Genomic DNA, 13213 nt, shown 5'->3' with positions numbered 1-13213 from the left:
CGCTGCCTAGACTGCGACCGCCGTCGATGCCTGTGCTGCTGTTCTGGTCTCTGTGTCGCGATGAATCTCCGTCATGCCCGACCCTCGCCGGCCGTCTTCGAGAATCATGTCCGCCGCCTTCTCGGCGATCATGATCGTCGGTGCATTCGTGTTGCCCGAGACCAGCTCGGGCATGATCGAGGCGTCCACCACGCGCAGCCCGGCGAGCCCGTGCACACGCAGCCGGTCGTCCACCACGGCCATGGGGTCGTGGCCCATCTTGCAGGTGCCTGCGGGGTGATAGATCGACTGGCTGTAGCGGCGCGCGGCTTGCAGCAATTCGTCGTCGCTCTGAAACTGCGCGCCCGGCACGAATTCGCTGATGATGTGCGGTGCCAGCGATGGCGCAGCGGCAATGCGGCGCGCCACCTTGATGCCGTCGATGACGACCTGATGGTCGCGCGCGTCGGACAGATAGTTGGCGTGAATCGCCGGGTATTGCAGCGGATCGTTCGAAGCGATCTCCACGCTGCCCCGGCTGAACGGACGCAACTGACAGACCGACGACGTGAAGGCCGAGAACCGATGCGCGCCTTGGCCCGGCTTGTCCGCCGAGAGCGGTTGCATATGGAACTGGATGTCGGGGCGCTGGACCTCAGGGCGTGAGCGCGTGAAGATCGTCACCTGACTGGCCGCCAGCGTCAGCGGACCGGTGCGTGCGAACGCGTATTGCAGGCCGATGAGGACCTTGCGTAGCGGGTTGTTCACCTCGTCGTTCAGCGTGCGCTCGCGCGTTTTGAAGACGAGGCGAACTTGCAGGTGATCCTGCAAATTCTGGCCCACGCCCGGCAACGCGTGCCGCAGCGCGACGCCCGCTTTCGCCAGTACGGTGGTCGGGCCCACGCCCGAGTTCTGCAACAACTGCGGCGAGCCGATGGCCCCGGCGGCGAGAATCACCTCAACGCGTGCCCGGGCTTTCTTGCGTTGACCATCCTGCAAATATTCGACGCCGACGGCACGCTTGCCGTCGAACAGCACGCGACACGTCTGTGCCCGGGTCTCGACAATCAGATTGCGACGCTCGCGCGCCGGCTTCAGAAACCCTTTTGCCGTACTCCAGCGGAAGCCCCGAAATGCCGTTTGCTGGAAGTAACCCACGCCTTCCTGTGTCGCGCCGTTGTAATCCGCGTTGAACGGAATGCCGATGTCTTGCGCAGCGGCGATGAAGTGATCGGCGATGGGGCGGCGCAGCCGCAGGTCAGACACCTTGAGCGGGCCGCCGGCACCGTGATACTCGCTTGCGCCATGTTCCTGATCTTCCGACTTCTTGAAGTAGGGCAGCACGTCGGCATAGCGCCATCCGCGATTGCCGAGCGAGGCCCAGCGGTCGTAATCCTGACGCTGACCGCGCACATAGAGCAGCCCGTTGAGTGAGCTGGAACCGCCGAGCACTTTGCCGCGCGGCCAGTCGATCTGACGGTTCGCGACGTTCTCGTCAGCCTCGGTGCGATAGCACCAGTCGAGTTCCGGGTTGTGCATCGTCTTGAAGTAGCCGACCGGAATGTGAATCCACGGATTGCTATCCGGTCCGCCCGCTTCGAGCAGCAACACCTTGTTCGCGGGGTCGGCACTCAGCCGGTTCGCGAGCACGCAGCCTGCCGAGCCTGCGCCGACGATCAGATAGTCCACCTCATGTTCCATGCCACCTGTCTCCTGCCTGAGTTCGCATCCGTGCACTGCGCCCGGATGAAACGATTCGTTTCGGATTGTTTCGATTCAATGTCGGCGAGCGTCTGATAAATGCCAAGTGAAAAGACGCGCGGAACGGGAAACTGAAACGGAATTCGACGATGGCGTCTCAGAACAATGCAATTGCTGCGGCGCATCTGCGGGGTTTCACTAGGAGAGGAGGGCGGCGCTGAAGCGAGGGATGTCGCGTCCCTAATCGTTGTCGAATGTCACTCGGACAGGGGTAATCCCGGGGCTGATGATCATCAAATAATTGGTATATTTTGTTTCTTTTATTTTGATGATCGGGTGCGAGGAGGCGCGATGCGCGAGACAGGCACGCTGGACGAACTGGACATTCGCGCGAGCGAAGAGGCGCGTAACCTGCGGGCACTGGCCATCATCGAGCGCCTGGCGATCGCCGGGCAGCCCTATACGCTGTCGCAACTGGCGACGCGTCTGTCGATCCCCAAAGCCACGCTCATGCGGCTCATCGAAGCGCTGGAGTTGTGCGGCTACGTGGCGCATGTGCCCGATTCGCGCGGCTCGGAGCGCGGGTTGTCGCTGGGGCCGCGGGCGGCGCGTCTGGCGCTGGTCACACTGGCGAACAACAACTTCACGCGTGCCGCGCGCTCGCTGCTGCGCGGGCTGGTCGATCGCGTCGGCGAAACCGTCAACCTCACGGCGCTCGACGGCGACGAGGTGCTCTATATCGAGCGTGTCGAAACCAACGAGCCGCTGCGTATGCAGATGCATCCGGGCATGCGGGTGCCGTTGCATTGCACGGCGAGCGGCAAGCTGTTTCTGTCGCAGATGCCGGCGGCCGAGCGGCGTGCCGTGCTCGCGCGCCTGACGCTCAAGCGGATGACGCCGCGCACGATCACGGACGTGAGCCTGCTTGACGCCGAACTCGACCGGCTGGCGGCACGCGGCATCGGTATCGACAATGAAGAGTTCGTGCGCGGCATGGTGGCCGTGGGGGTGCCGGTGCGCGCCCCTGACGACGGCCATGTGCGTGCCGTGCTGGCGGTGCATGGCCCGACGGCGCGTGTGACGCTGGAGGAGTTGCTGGGGTTGGTGCCGACGCTGCGCGAGACGGCGACGGCGTTGGTGCCGCTACTCGACTGGCAGCGGACGAGCAAGCTGGATGCGCTGGCGAAAAAGGGCGAAGCGGAGAAGGTTTGAGACGCTGAACAAGGCGCAGGGAACGCGAGCTTCGCGCCCCCAATATCCCATCGCCGCTATCAGAACGTACTGGCGAGTTCCTTGGCCGCTTCCTGCAAGCGCGGCACGAATTCCATCGCTTTCGAGAGCGACGTGCGCGACACCGGCGCATGCACGGCCACGGCGGCGATGCACTGCCCATCTTCCTTGAGCACAGGCGCCGCGACGCAGGCGATCCCCAGCACGAACTCTTCGTTATCGACGGCAATGCCCTTGTGGGCGATGCGGTCGAGTTCGCTCTCGAGTAATTCGGGATCGGTCAGCGTGTTGGGCGTGAAGCGTTGCAGCTTCATCGCACGCAGCAGTGCGGCACGCTGTTCGCGCGGCATCATCGCGAGCAGCAACTTGCCGCTGGCGCTGCTATGCGCAGGCACATGTGAGCCGGGCTTGAGATCGAGGCGCAGCGGCCACGGCGCTTCCATGCGGTCGAGATACAGCACTTCCGTCTCGTGGAGCATCGTGAGGTTGCACGTCTCGCCAAGGTCGGCGACCAAGCGGCCGAGAATCGCGTGACGCATGCGTCGCGCGCCCGCCTGCATCATCACGCCGAGACTCAGTTGCGCGAGACGCGGGCCGATCACATAGGCGTTTTTCTGGCCGGGCTCGCGAATCACGAGGCCGCCCGCTTCGAGCGAGCCGAGCATGCGGTGCAACGATGCCTTGGGCATCTGGATGTCGTGCGCCATGTCGGCGAGCGAGACCGGGGCGTCGGCGGTCACCAGATATTCCAGTAAGGCGAACGCCCGCAGGGTCGGGGTGTCGGCCTTGCTGTCTGCCGAGGAGTCGCTCTTGGTCGCTGCGTCGTTCATATGCGCCGTTCCGGAAAATGGATCAGCGGTATTGTACCCAAACGGGTTGTCGAACGGCATTGGCAGGGTCCGATGCGTTTCAGTTCGCTCGAATGTAGACGACGCTATCTCGAGCGTCAATCGTTAATTATATTTTTCGGAACAATTTGTTTCTAAAAATAGTTAACGCTATGATGCCGAAAATGACGGTCAGACGGCGCGGTACAGGAGACGGACGTGATGCAAATCCAGAGTGAAACCCAAAGTCAGCCCATGTTGGCGCAACCCGATCACCTGATCGACGCGCGCAGCGTGTTCGGTATCGATGTCGATCTGAAGGTGCCTGCGTATCGCGAGCGCGACGACCACGTGCCTGAGATCGATACGGCCTATCGCTTCAACGCGGACGTGACGCTGGCCATTCTGGCGGGCTTCATGAACAACCGGCGCGTGATGGTGCAGGGCATGCACGGCACGGGCAAGTCGACGCACATCGAGCAAGTGGCCGCCCGCCTGAACTGGCCTTGCGTGCGTGTGAATCTCGACGGTCACATCAGCCGCCTCGATCTCGTCGGCAAAGACGCCATCGTCGTACGCGACGGCCATCAGGTCACCGAGTTTCAGGAAGGCATCGTGCCGTGGGCGTTGCAACGGCCGGTAGCGCTGATCTTCGACGAGTACGACGCGGGCCGCCCCGACGTGATGTTCGTGATCCAGCGCATTCTCGAGCGCGACGGCAAGTTCACGCTGCTCGATCAGAACCGCGTGATTCATCCGCATCCGGGGTTCCGCATGTTTGCGACGACGAACACCGTGGGCCTTGGCAATCTGAACGGCCTTTATCACGGCACGCAGGTGCTCAACCATGCGCAGATCGACCGCTGGAACGTGGTTGCCACGCTCAACTATCTCTCACGCGAAGACGAGGCCGGTATCGTGCTGGCGCGGGTGCCGGAGCTCGGCACCGATGCCGGGCGCACGCTGATCGACTCGATGGTCAGCGTGGCCGAACTTACCCGCAAGGGCTTTGCCACCGGCGATCTCTCTACGCTCATGTCGCCACGCACGGTGATCAACTGGGCCGAAAACGTGGGCATCTTCCGTGACGAAGGGCTGGCGTTCCGCCTGACCTTTCTCAACAAGTGCGACGAGGCTGAGCGGCCCATCGTCGCCGAGTACTACCAACGCGCGTTCGGTCGCGAACTGACGCTCGACGACGGCACGCGCTCGCTGCTGGCCGATGCGTCATGACGATCTCGGATCGCGAAGCCGCCCGGCGCGCCGCACGCGGCGAAGCGCTGTGCGCGGCGACCGTGCGAGCGCTCACCGGCGACGCCGCGTTGCACTACAGCGGCGCGCGGCTGTGCCGGAACATGCGGCCGTTGCCGTTGCATGCCCCGCACCTGCAAACGTTGCCGACGCCGCACGATCCGTTCCGTTCGCTGCGCGGGGCCGCCGATGGCGCCGCATTGCGGTTGCGTCACAGCGATGCCGCGTTGCATCGCAGCCTGCTCCCCGACGCGCCGCTCGAGCGCCTGCTGTTCGAACTGCTCGAACAATTGCGCTGCGAAACCTTTGTGCCGCCGGGCATGCCGGGCATCGCCAGCAACCTGCGCGAGCGCTTCGAGGCGTGGTCGCGCGCGATGCACGAAACCGGCGTTGCCGACAGTCATGTGGGGCTGTTGCTCTACACCGTCGCGCAGATGAGTTGGTCGCGGCTGACCGGCTACCCGGTGATCGACGAGACGGAAGGTCTCATCGAAGCCACGCGCATGGCGATTGCGCCTGTCATCGGCGGCGCGTTGGCGGGCATGCGCCGCACGCGTGCCGATCAGGCCGCGTTTGCCGTGCACGCGCGCGAACTGGCCGCCGAGATCGCCGCCATGATCCGCTCGGCGAGCGGCGAGCGCGACGATGCCGAACCCAAGGAAGATGAAGGCCAGAAGGGCGTGCGCAACGCGTTCTCGCTGTTTCTCGATTTCGACGAACGCGAAGACGACGGCATTACGCTGGTGCATTCCGGCGACAGCCGCGTATTGAAGGCGTCGGAGCAGGGCTATCGTGTCTTTACGAACCGCTACGATCGCGAGGTTTATGCGGGCGCGCTGGTGCGCCGTACCTTGCTCGCGGAATTCCGCGAACGGCTCGACGAGCGCATCGTCGCGCAGGCCATCAACGTGCCGCGCCTCGCGCGTGCGCTCAAAGCTGCGCTGGCCGTCGCGCAACGTGACGGCTGGTCGTTCGGCGAGGAACAAGGGCGCATCGATGGCCGACGTCTGGCGCAACTGGTCAGCTCACCGGCGGAGCGTCGTATTTTCCGGCTGGAGAAACACACGCTCGTCGCCGAGTCGATGGTGAGTTTTCTGATCGATTGCTCGGGCTCGATGAAAGCGCAGATCGAATCGGTCGGCATGATCGTGGACGTCCTCTCCCGCGCGCTCGATGCGGCTGGCGTGACCAACGAGATCCTCGGCTTTACCACCGGCGCATGGAATGGCGGGCGCGCGCGCGCCGATTGGCTCGCGCGCGGCAAGCCGCCGTTTCCGGGGCGCCTGAACGAAGTGTCGCATCTGATTTTCAAAGATGCTGTGACGAGTTGGCGGCGTGCGCGCACCGACATTGCCTCGCTCTTCAAGGCCGATCTGTTTCGGGAAGGTGTCGATGGCGAGGCGGTCGAATGGGCCTGCGAGCGGCTGCGCTCGCGCGTGGCGAACCGGCGCTTGTTGATCGTGATTTCCGATGGCAGCCCGATGGACGCCGCCACCAATCAGGTCAACGACGAGCACTATCTCGATCACCATCTGCGCGAAGTTGTGGCGCAACAGCAAGCGCGTGGCGATGTCGAGGTGATGGGGCTGGGTGTCGGTCTCGATCTGAGCCCGTACTACCGCAATGCGCTGGCGCTCGATCTCACGTCGCTCCCCGACATGACGATGTTCTCGAAGCTGGTGGAGTGGATCGGCAGCGGTGGCCGCCGGGGCCACTGATCAGATCATTTCGCGCAGGGCGCTGATCATCAGATGGGCGCCCAGCAGCATCAGCGTCGTGAAGGCAATACGCCGTGTCACGACGCCCGAGAGCGGCGGCGGATGCCGGCGGGCCAGCAGCGTGGCCAGCGCGACAACAGGGAGTGCCATCCCCGCCTGCCACCAGACCGGCGCGGGCAACTGCCCGGCGAACGCGCTGTAGACCGTGCGGATCGATGCGGTCACGGCAAACAGCAGAATCAGCGCACAGCGGATCTGCACCAGCGTCAGCGGTTGCCGATAGAAATAGAAGATCAGCGGCGGCCCGGAAATTCCAAACATCCCACTCAGCAAGCCGCCGAAGATCCCACTGAGAAAGAAGCCCTTGTCGCCCGAGCGCTCAGGCTTGGGGGCTGGCCGCAAGGCCGCACCGATGCCGCCATAAAGCACGACGGCACCCAACAGCAGGTGCAGCACATTCGATGCCATCCCGTTGAGATAGTCGAACAGCAGCACGCCCACGACGACCGACGGGATGATGCCGAGCGTGGCGGCGCCCACGGCCCGCCAGTCGATGTGATGCCATGTACCGGGCAGCGCCAGCGCGCTGTTGACGAGCGTGACCAGACTCACGAGGATGGCTACGCTGGCGACCGGGGCCAGGCCGAAGCCGCTGGCGCCACCCAGCACGATCATGCCCAGACCGAAGCCGGTCACGGTTTGAAAGTACGTGGCAAAGCCGAGCAACAACAGCAACGGCAACAGCGGCAGTAGTGACGGGAGCGCCAGAAGCGAAGGAAGTGTCATGCCGTCATGCGACGGCGGGCGCTGCGGTACCGGCGAGCCGGGCCAGTGCGGCCTGTGCCTGCACGCAGGTGACACCGATGACGTAATAGATGTCGTCGGCGCTACAGCCGCGCGAAAGGTCGTTGGCGGGGCGGTTGAGCCCTTGCAGCAGCGGCCCGATGGCTTTGGCACCGCCAATCCGTTCGGCGAGCTTGTAGCCGATGTTGCCGGCATCGAGACTCGGGAAGATCAGCGTATTCGCGTGGCCTTCCACTTGCGAGTGAGCGACCTTGCGTTGAGCAATCTCGGCAACGATGGCCGCGTCGAGTTGCACGTCGCCATCGATCGCGAGCTGCGGACGAGCCGCTTTCACCAGACGTGTCGCTTCCACCACTTTGTCGACCGCTGCATGCCGCGCGCTGCCGCTGGTGGAAAACGACAACATCGCCACGCGCGGGGACTCCATCAGCAACGCCTGTGCGCTGTCGGCTGCGGCCATGGCAATTTGCGCCAGTTGCGCGGCATCGGGGTCGACCACGAGCGCGCAGTCGGAAAAGATCAGGCCGCCCTTCATCGTATGGAACGGCTCGCAGAGCATCATCAGGAAGAAGCTCGACACGAGTTGAAACGACGGCTGTACGCCGACCAGTTGAATGGCCATGCGAACCACGTCGGCCGTGGTGTTGACCGCGCCGGCCACGGAGCCGCCGGCATGACCGAGACGCAGCATCATGTTGGCGAAGCCCAGCGGCGCGCGCATCTCGGCGGCGGCTTGCTCGCGCGTGATGCCCTTCTTCTCGCGCATGGAGAACCACGTCTGCGCGAACTCGTCAGCCAGCGGCGAGGTAGCCGGATCGATCACTTCCATCCCGGCCAGATCGACCCCGGCCGCGTCAGCCGCGCGCAGCGTCTTGTTGATATCGCCGACGAGCACGATGCGGGCGATGCCTTCGCGCGTGGCGCGTCCGGCCGCTTCAAGCACGCGGGGGTCTTCCGATTCACACAGCACGATGCGCTGGGGGGCGCTGCGGGCCGTGTCGAGAATACGGTGCATGGCTTTCATGATGTCAAAGCCCAGAAGCTCGCCGTCATGACGACATGGCGAGCGGAATAAAAAAAGCGCTCCCGGCACCCACAGAGCCGGGAGCGCTATCACCCTGCATACAGTTCAAAACACCAGCGCAAAACTACGGCACTACGATCAGACGTAGTCCTTGTACTTGTCGAGCGTGCGCACCGGTTTCGAGAGGGCATCGCGACGGAACGGATCGCCCAGTTCGCGGGTACACATGATTTCGATGATGGTCGTCTTGCCGTGATTCATCTGCATGTCGATGGCCTTCTTGAGCGCCGGGCCCACGTCTTCCAGACGATCGACCACGATGCCTTCCGCGCCCATCGCCTTGGCGATACCGGCAAAGCTCGGGCTGTCGAGTTCGCCCGCCACAAAGCGGCGGTTGTAGAAGTCGACTTGATTCTTCTTCTCCGCGCCCCACTGACGGTTGTGGAAAACCACCGCCGTGACCGGAATGTTGTGGCGCACGCACGTCAACGTTTCCATCAGGCTCATGCCCCATGCGCCATCACCGGCGTACGACACGGCCGGGCGATGCGGCGCGGCAACCTTCGCGCCGATGATCGTCGGGAACGCGTAACCGCAGTTGCCCCAGCTCATGGCAGCGAAGAAGCTGCGCGGCTTGTTGAAGCGCAGGTAGCTGTTCGCGACCGAGTTGATGTTGCCGATGTCGGTCGAGACCATCACATCTTCCGGCATGGCCTTCTCGAGTTCGCGCAGCACCTGACGCGGATGCAGATAGTGGCCGCCGTTGAACGTGCGTTCCTTCGCCTGCTCTTCGATCATGTCGAGGCTGTACGGATCGCGCTCGTGGGTCCACTCGTCGAGTTCTTTCTCCCACGCCGCCTTTTCCGTCGCGATCTGGTCGGCACGCGAGCCACGCGTGGCATCGCACGCGAGCGTGCGTTCGGCCAGACGCTGCGACAGCGCGACAGCGGCGGCCTTGGCATCGCCGCAGATGCCGACGGAGATCTTCTTCACGAGACCGAGCATCTTGTGATCGGCATCGATCTGGATGATCTTGGCGTTCTTCGGCCAGTAGTCGAGGCCGTGCTGCGGCAGCGTGCCGAACGGTCCGAGTCGCGAGCCCAATGCCACGACGACGTCGGCCTGTGCGAGCAGCTTCATCGCGGCCTTCGAGCCCTGATAACCGAGCGGACCGCACCACAGCGGATGGTTGGCCGGGAACGAGTCGTTGTGCAGATAGCTGTTGACGACCGGTGCGCCCAGACGCTCGGCGAGTGCCTTGCATTCTTCGATGGCATCGGCCATGACCACACCGCCGCCCGAGATGATGACCGGGAACTTGGCTTGCGCCAGCAGTTCGGCCGCTTCGTTCAGACGCTCGTCGCCGCCTGCGCCACGATCGAGGCGTTGCGGACGCGGAATCTCGGCCTTGATCTGGCCGTAGAAGTAGTCACGCGGGATGTTGAGTTGCGTCGGGCCCATTTCGGCCATGGCGCGGTCGAAGCAGCGGCCCGTGAATTCGGCCATTCGGGCCGGATGCGTCACGTGACCCTGATACTTCGTGAACTCCTGGAACATCGGCAGTTGCTTCGCTTCCTGAAAGCCGCCGAGACCGATACCCATCGTGCCGGCTTCCGGCGTGACGATCACGACCGGGCTGTGCGCCCAGTAAGCGGCGGCAATCGCCGTCACGCAGTTGCTGATGCCGGGGCCGTTCTGGCCGATCACAACGCCATGACGGCCCGACACGCGAGCGTAGCCGTCGGCCATGTGGCCGGCGCCTTGTTCGTGCACGACCGGAATCAGACGGATGCCTGCGGGCGCGAAGATGTCCATCGCATCCATGAAGGCCGAGCCCATGATGCCGAACATCTCGCTCACGCCGTTGGCGACCATCGTTTCGACAAACGCCTCAGACGGCGTCATGGTCTGCGGGCCCGCGTCGGTGGCCGTGAGTTGCTGGGTGGCCGTAGCCGGGTCTTTGGCGTTCATGGTGTCTCCAGTGAAAAATAAACGGAACAAATAATTCCGATTTCATTGCGTAAGTGGAAATCTAGGCGATTCGTTCGCCCTGGTCAATCTGTATTTTTATTTATTGGTATGTTTTGTATTGAAAAATGTAACACTTGATTTGGTGCAAAGACGGCGAATGGGACGAGACGCCGTCGGCAAAAAGAAAAAATGCCCCGACAGGCGGGGCAAAGAACCCGGCGTCTGGTCCTTCAGCCACCCGCATGCAACAGGTGGCCGGCAGAGTGAACTGCCGCGCGCGAAGGGGGGGGGCGACGCCGGGTGGCTGACAGGTGTCATGGTCTTGCCGACATCGTTCAGAACGCCGGACGATCCTTGCGGAAGGCGTTCTTCACTTCGATCTTGCCGTCGCGCAGGGTGAACACGTCGACCATGCGCGCTTCCACACGGGTGCCGTCGGCCTTGGTGCCGCGAAAGGTCGATTCGGAGACGCCGCGGTTACCGTTCACGAAGTGGTCGCCTTCGGTCCACGAGGCATCCGGGAAGTTTTCCCACGCCGATTGGAAGGCGGCGCGCACAGCCTCGCGGCCCTCGAAGGTGCGACCCATCATGTCGGGGCCCGCCACGGCGTGAAACACACACGCGTCGGTCATGCACGCCATGAGGGCGTCGATGTCGTGCCGGTTCCAGGCGTCGTTGAACGAGGCCAGCAACTGGAGGTCGGCGGAGGCGTTAGATGTCGTCATTGATCAGTCCAAAAACAAGTGATTCAGGTGAATCGGGTGAGGCCAGTAAGGCAGAGCGCACAGCGAATCAACGCGCTTCGTCCTGCGCGTGGTACCGCTGATAAAGAAAGCGCTGGCCGATGCGGCGGAACGGTGCGAAGCCTTGCCATTGCACCGTACCGAACACGTTGGGGTATTGCAGTGCCGAGTCGTAGATCGGCAGACTCCACGACGGATCGCGCTCACCGGCAATGCGTTGGGCGAGACGGCGTCCGGCATGCGCTGAGAACGACACGCCGTTGCCGCCGTAGCCCACGGCATAGAACAGACTCTGGCGCGGGTCGGGTTGGGTGACGCGCGGCATCATGTCGTGGCTGACGTCGACCCAGCCCCACCACGAGTAGTCCACGCGAATACCGCGCAACGCCGGGAATTTGCGATGCAGCCCCTCGACGAGCACAGCCATGTGTTTCGGATTTTGCGCATCGGCGCCGGTGATCGAACTGCGGCTGCCGATCTGCAAACGGTTGTCGGGCAGCAGCCGGTAGTAATAGCGAAGCGTGCGCGTATCGGTGATGACTTCGTGCGTGCGGAAGTTGGTGGCCGCGAGTTCTTCCGGCGTGAGCACGCGCGTGACGAGCGAGTTCGACAGAATCGGCATGATCTTCGCGCGCAACGCCTTGGTCACGTCGTTGCGGGTGTAGCCGCCGGTGGCGAAGGCGACTGCCTTGGCGCGCACGACACCGCGCGGCGTGCGCACGTGATGCGCGCCGTTGATGGTTTCGACACTGAGCACCGGCGTTGACGGATGGACACGCGCGCCGAGCGCCCGCGCCATGCGCAGATAGCCGAACGCGAGCTTGAGCGGATGCACGCCGATGCCGTCCGGCTCGTGCAGCGCGCCGCAGTTCTCCTGATCGTCGACGTATTGCTCGCGCACGTCGTCACGCGAGAGGATGCGCGTGTCGTATCCGAACACGTCGCGCATGACCTTCGCTTCGTTGCGCAGGAAGTCCATCTTGCGCTCGCGGTGCGCGATGTAGAGATGGCCGCCCGGCTGTGGATCGCACGCGGGCACTTCGGCAACCAGCGATTTGAAGGTGTCGAAGCCTTCGCGAATTTCGGCGTCGAGCTTCAGTGCGGTTTCTTTGCCCCAGCGCTCGATCCACTGCGAACGATAGAGACGTCCGCTGGCGTTCTGGCCTTGTCCGCCGTTGCGGCTGGTGCAGCCCCAGCAGGTACGGTTGGCTTCGAGCACGGTCGCGCGGATGCCGTGTTCGCGAGCGAGGAATAGCGCTGTCGCAAGGCCGGTGAAACCCGCCCCCACGATGACCACGTCGACGTCGGCATCGCCGGGCAGCGGGCCGTCGTCTTCGGGCGGATCGCCGGCGGTGGCGACCCAGTAGGTCGGTGCGTAATCCATCCCGAGTCCCGGGTTTGCCGAGACTAGCGGATCGTAAAGCGGATCGTATGGCGCAGCTTCGGAGCGACGATCCAGCGCGAAGGAATCAATCGTACCCACGGTAGGCTCCTGAGGAAATGAGCCCATACTGCCAAGAACAATTTCCGCGCATTAGTACCACCGGCGCTTTGTGATGGTGCCAGCGAAAAGCACCGTCGGCACAACCGCGACGCGTCGTCGGTGGTCCACCAAAATCACATGACTGGCACCACACATTCCTGCGATGTGGCTCTAAACGTCGTGATTTTTGGCTGTAGATACTGGGCCAGACAACTAGGTGGCCAGCCGTGCTGGTACACCTGCCGAACAACGTGTCGCGTGCCGGAGACAGGACATGCTCAGATTGCTCATTGGACTTGGTTTGCCGTACCTCGGCGTCGTCGGGCTCTTACCGTGGGCGGCGTCCGTCGACCGGTATGTGCTCGGCGTGCCGTTCATCTACGGCTGGATCTTCTTGTGGTTCGTGCTGACCTCGGGCTGTCTCTATCTGTGCTGGATGTTGTTCGACCGCCATCAGGTCGAAGACCCCGCTTAAGCCCCGC

At 63.5% G+C, this 13213-nt stretch carries 11 protein-coding genes; 4 read left to right on the top strand and 7 right to left on the bottom strand.

The window, feature by feature from the left end:
• Positions 1-6 precede the first annotated feature (6 nt).
• Positions 7-1680, bottom strand: coding sequence for a GMC family oxidoreductase (locus CDV44_RS18545; protein ID WP_087689500.1), 1674 nt, complete (start codon positions 1678-1680; stop codon positions 7-9).
• Positions 1681-2031: 351 nt separating this feature from the next.
• Here CDV44_RS18545 and CDV44_RS18540 point away from each other — a divergent pair, with 351 nt between their 5' ends.
• Positions 2032-2892 (top strand): IclR family transcriptional regulator, encoded by an 861-nt coding sequence (locus CDV44_RS18540; protein ID WP_087689498.1) that lies wholly within the window; start codon positions 2032-2034, stop codon positions 2890-2892.
• A gap of 59 nt (positions 2893-2951) precedes the next feature.
• Here CDV44_RS18540 and CDV44_RS18535 read toward each other — a convergent pair whose 3' ends face one another.
• The gene (locus tag CDV44_RS18535; RefSeq protein ID WP_087690720.1) at positions 2952-3740 is read right to left on the bottom strand and encodes an IclR family transcriptional regulator; all 789 of its coding nucleotides are present in this window, start codon (positions 3738-3740) and stop codon (positions 2952-2954) included.
• A 252-nt stretch (positions 3741-3992) separates the two neighbouring features.
• On the opposite strand from CDV44_RS18535, the gene CDV44_RS18530 reads away from it, so the two are divergent.
• Entirely contained in the window at positions 3993-4970 is a 978-nt protein-coding gene (locus tag CDV44_RS18530; RefSeq protein ID WP_212677139.1) for an AAA family ATPase, read from the top strand.
• Complete coding sequence (locus CDV44_RS18525; protein ID WP_087689495.1) at positions 4967-6706, top strand: cobalt chelatase; 1740 nt, start codon at positions 4967-4969, stop codon at positions 6704-6706. Before CDV44_RS18530 ends, CDV44_RS18525 begins: the two co-directional genes overlap by 4 nt.
• Here CDV44_RS18525 and CDV44_RS18520 read toward each other — a convergent pair whose 3' ends face one another.
• The 5 genes from CDV44_RS18520 to CDV44_RS18500 form a co-directional block, all read right to left on the bottom strand.
• Entirely contained in the window at positions 6707-7492 is a 786-nt protein-coding gene (locus CDV44_RS18520) for a sulfite exporter TauE/SafE family protein (RefSeq protein WP_087689493.1), read from the bottom strand.
• Between the two features lie 4 nt (positions 7493-7496).
• Positions 7497-8534: a phosphate acetyltransferase gene (gene pta, locus CDV44_RS18515; protein WP_087689491.1), complete on the bottom strand. Its 1038-nt coding sequence runs from the start codon at positions 8532-8534 to the stop codon at positions 7497-7499.
• A gap of 138 nt (positions 8535-8672) precedes the next feature.
• Positions 8673-10505, bottom strand: coding sequence for a sulfoacetaldehyde acetyltransferase (xsc, locus tag CDV44_RS18510; protein WP_170936039.1), 1833 nt, complete (start codon positions 10503-10505; stop codon positions 8673-8675).
• 335 nt (positions 10506-10840) lie between these two features.
• The gene (locus tag CDV44_RS18505) at positions 10841-11230 is read right to left on the bottom strand and encodes a nuclear transport factor 2 family protein (protein WP_087689489.1); all 390 of its coding nucleotides are present in this window, start codon (positions 11228-11230) and stop codon (positions 10841-10843) included.
• A gap of 67 nt (positions 11231-11297) precedes the next feature.
• Positions 11298-12758, bottom strand: coding sequence for an NAD(P)/FAD-dependent oxidoreductase (locus CDV44_RS18500; RefSeq protein ID WP_371328784.1), 1461 nt, complete (start codon positions 12756-12758; stop codon positions 11298-11300).
• A 247-nt stretch (positions 12759-13005) separates the two neighbouring features.
• On the opposite strand from CDV44_RS18500, the gene CDV44_RS18495 reads away from it, so the two are divergent.
• Positions 13006-13206: a DUF3311 domain-containing protein gene (locus CDV44_RS18495; protein WP_087689487.1), complete on the top strand. Its 201-nt coding sequence runs from the start codon at positions 13006-13008 to the stop codon at positions 13204-13206.
• The last annotated feature ends 7 nt before the right edge of the window (positions 13207-13213 follow it).

It is taken from the genome of Pandoraea sp. PE-S2R-1 (genome assembly GCF_002179865.1).
Classification (GTDB): domain Bacteria; phylum Pseudomonadota; class Gammaproteobacteria; order Burkholderiales; family Burkholderiaceae; genus Pandoraea.
The sequence above is the reverse complement of the archived record's forward strand: the minus strand, read 5'-3'. Positions and strand labels throughout refer to the sequence as shown.

Coding starts and splice junctions, on each gene's coding strand:
- CDV44_RS18545 (WP_087689500.1), bottom strand. CDS start 1,680: ATGGAACATGAGGTGGACTATCTGATCGTCGGCGCAGGCTCGGCAGGC.
- CDV44_RS18525 (WP_087689495.1), top strand. CDS start 4,967: ATGACGATCTCGGATCGCGAAGCCGCCCGGCGCGCCGCACGCGGCGAA.
- CDV44_RS18505 (WP_087689489.1), bottom strand. CDS start 11,230: ATGACGACATCTAACGCCTCCGCCGACCTCCAGTTGCTGGCCTCGTTC.
- pta (WP_087689491.1), bottom strand. CDS start 8,534: ATGAAAGCCATGCACCGTATTCTCGACACGGCCCGCAGCGCCCCCCAG.
- CDV44_RS18520 (WP_087689493.1), bottom strand. CDS start 7,492: ATGACACTTCCTTCGCTTCTGGCGCTCCCGTCACTACTGCCGCTGTTG.
- CDV44_RS18530 (WP_212677139.1), top strand. CDS start 3,993: ATGTTGGCGCAACCCGATCACCTGATCGACGCGCGCAGCGTGTTCGGT.
- CDV44_RS18540 (WP_087689498.1), top strand. CDS start 2,032: ATGCGCGAGACAGGCACGCTGGACGAACTGGACATTCGCGCGAGCGAA.
- xsc (WP_170936039.1), bottom strand. CDS start 10,505: ATGAACGCCAAAGACCCGGCTACGGCCACCCAGCAACTCACGGCCACC.
- CDV44_RS18500 (WP_371328784.1), bottom strand. CDS start 12,758: ATGGGCTCATTTCCTCAGGAGCCTACCGTGGGTACGATTGATTCCTTC.
- CDV44_RS18535 (WP_087690720.1), bottom strand. CDS start 3,740: ATGAACGACGCAGCGACCAAGAGCGACTCCTCGGCAGACAGCAAGGCC.
- CDV44_RS18495 (WP_087689487.1), top strand. CDS start 13,006: ATGCTCAGATTGCTCATTGGACTTGGTTTGCCGTACCTCGGCGTCGTC.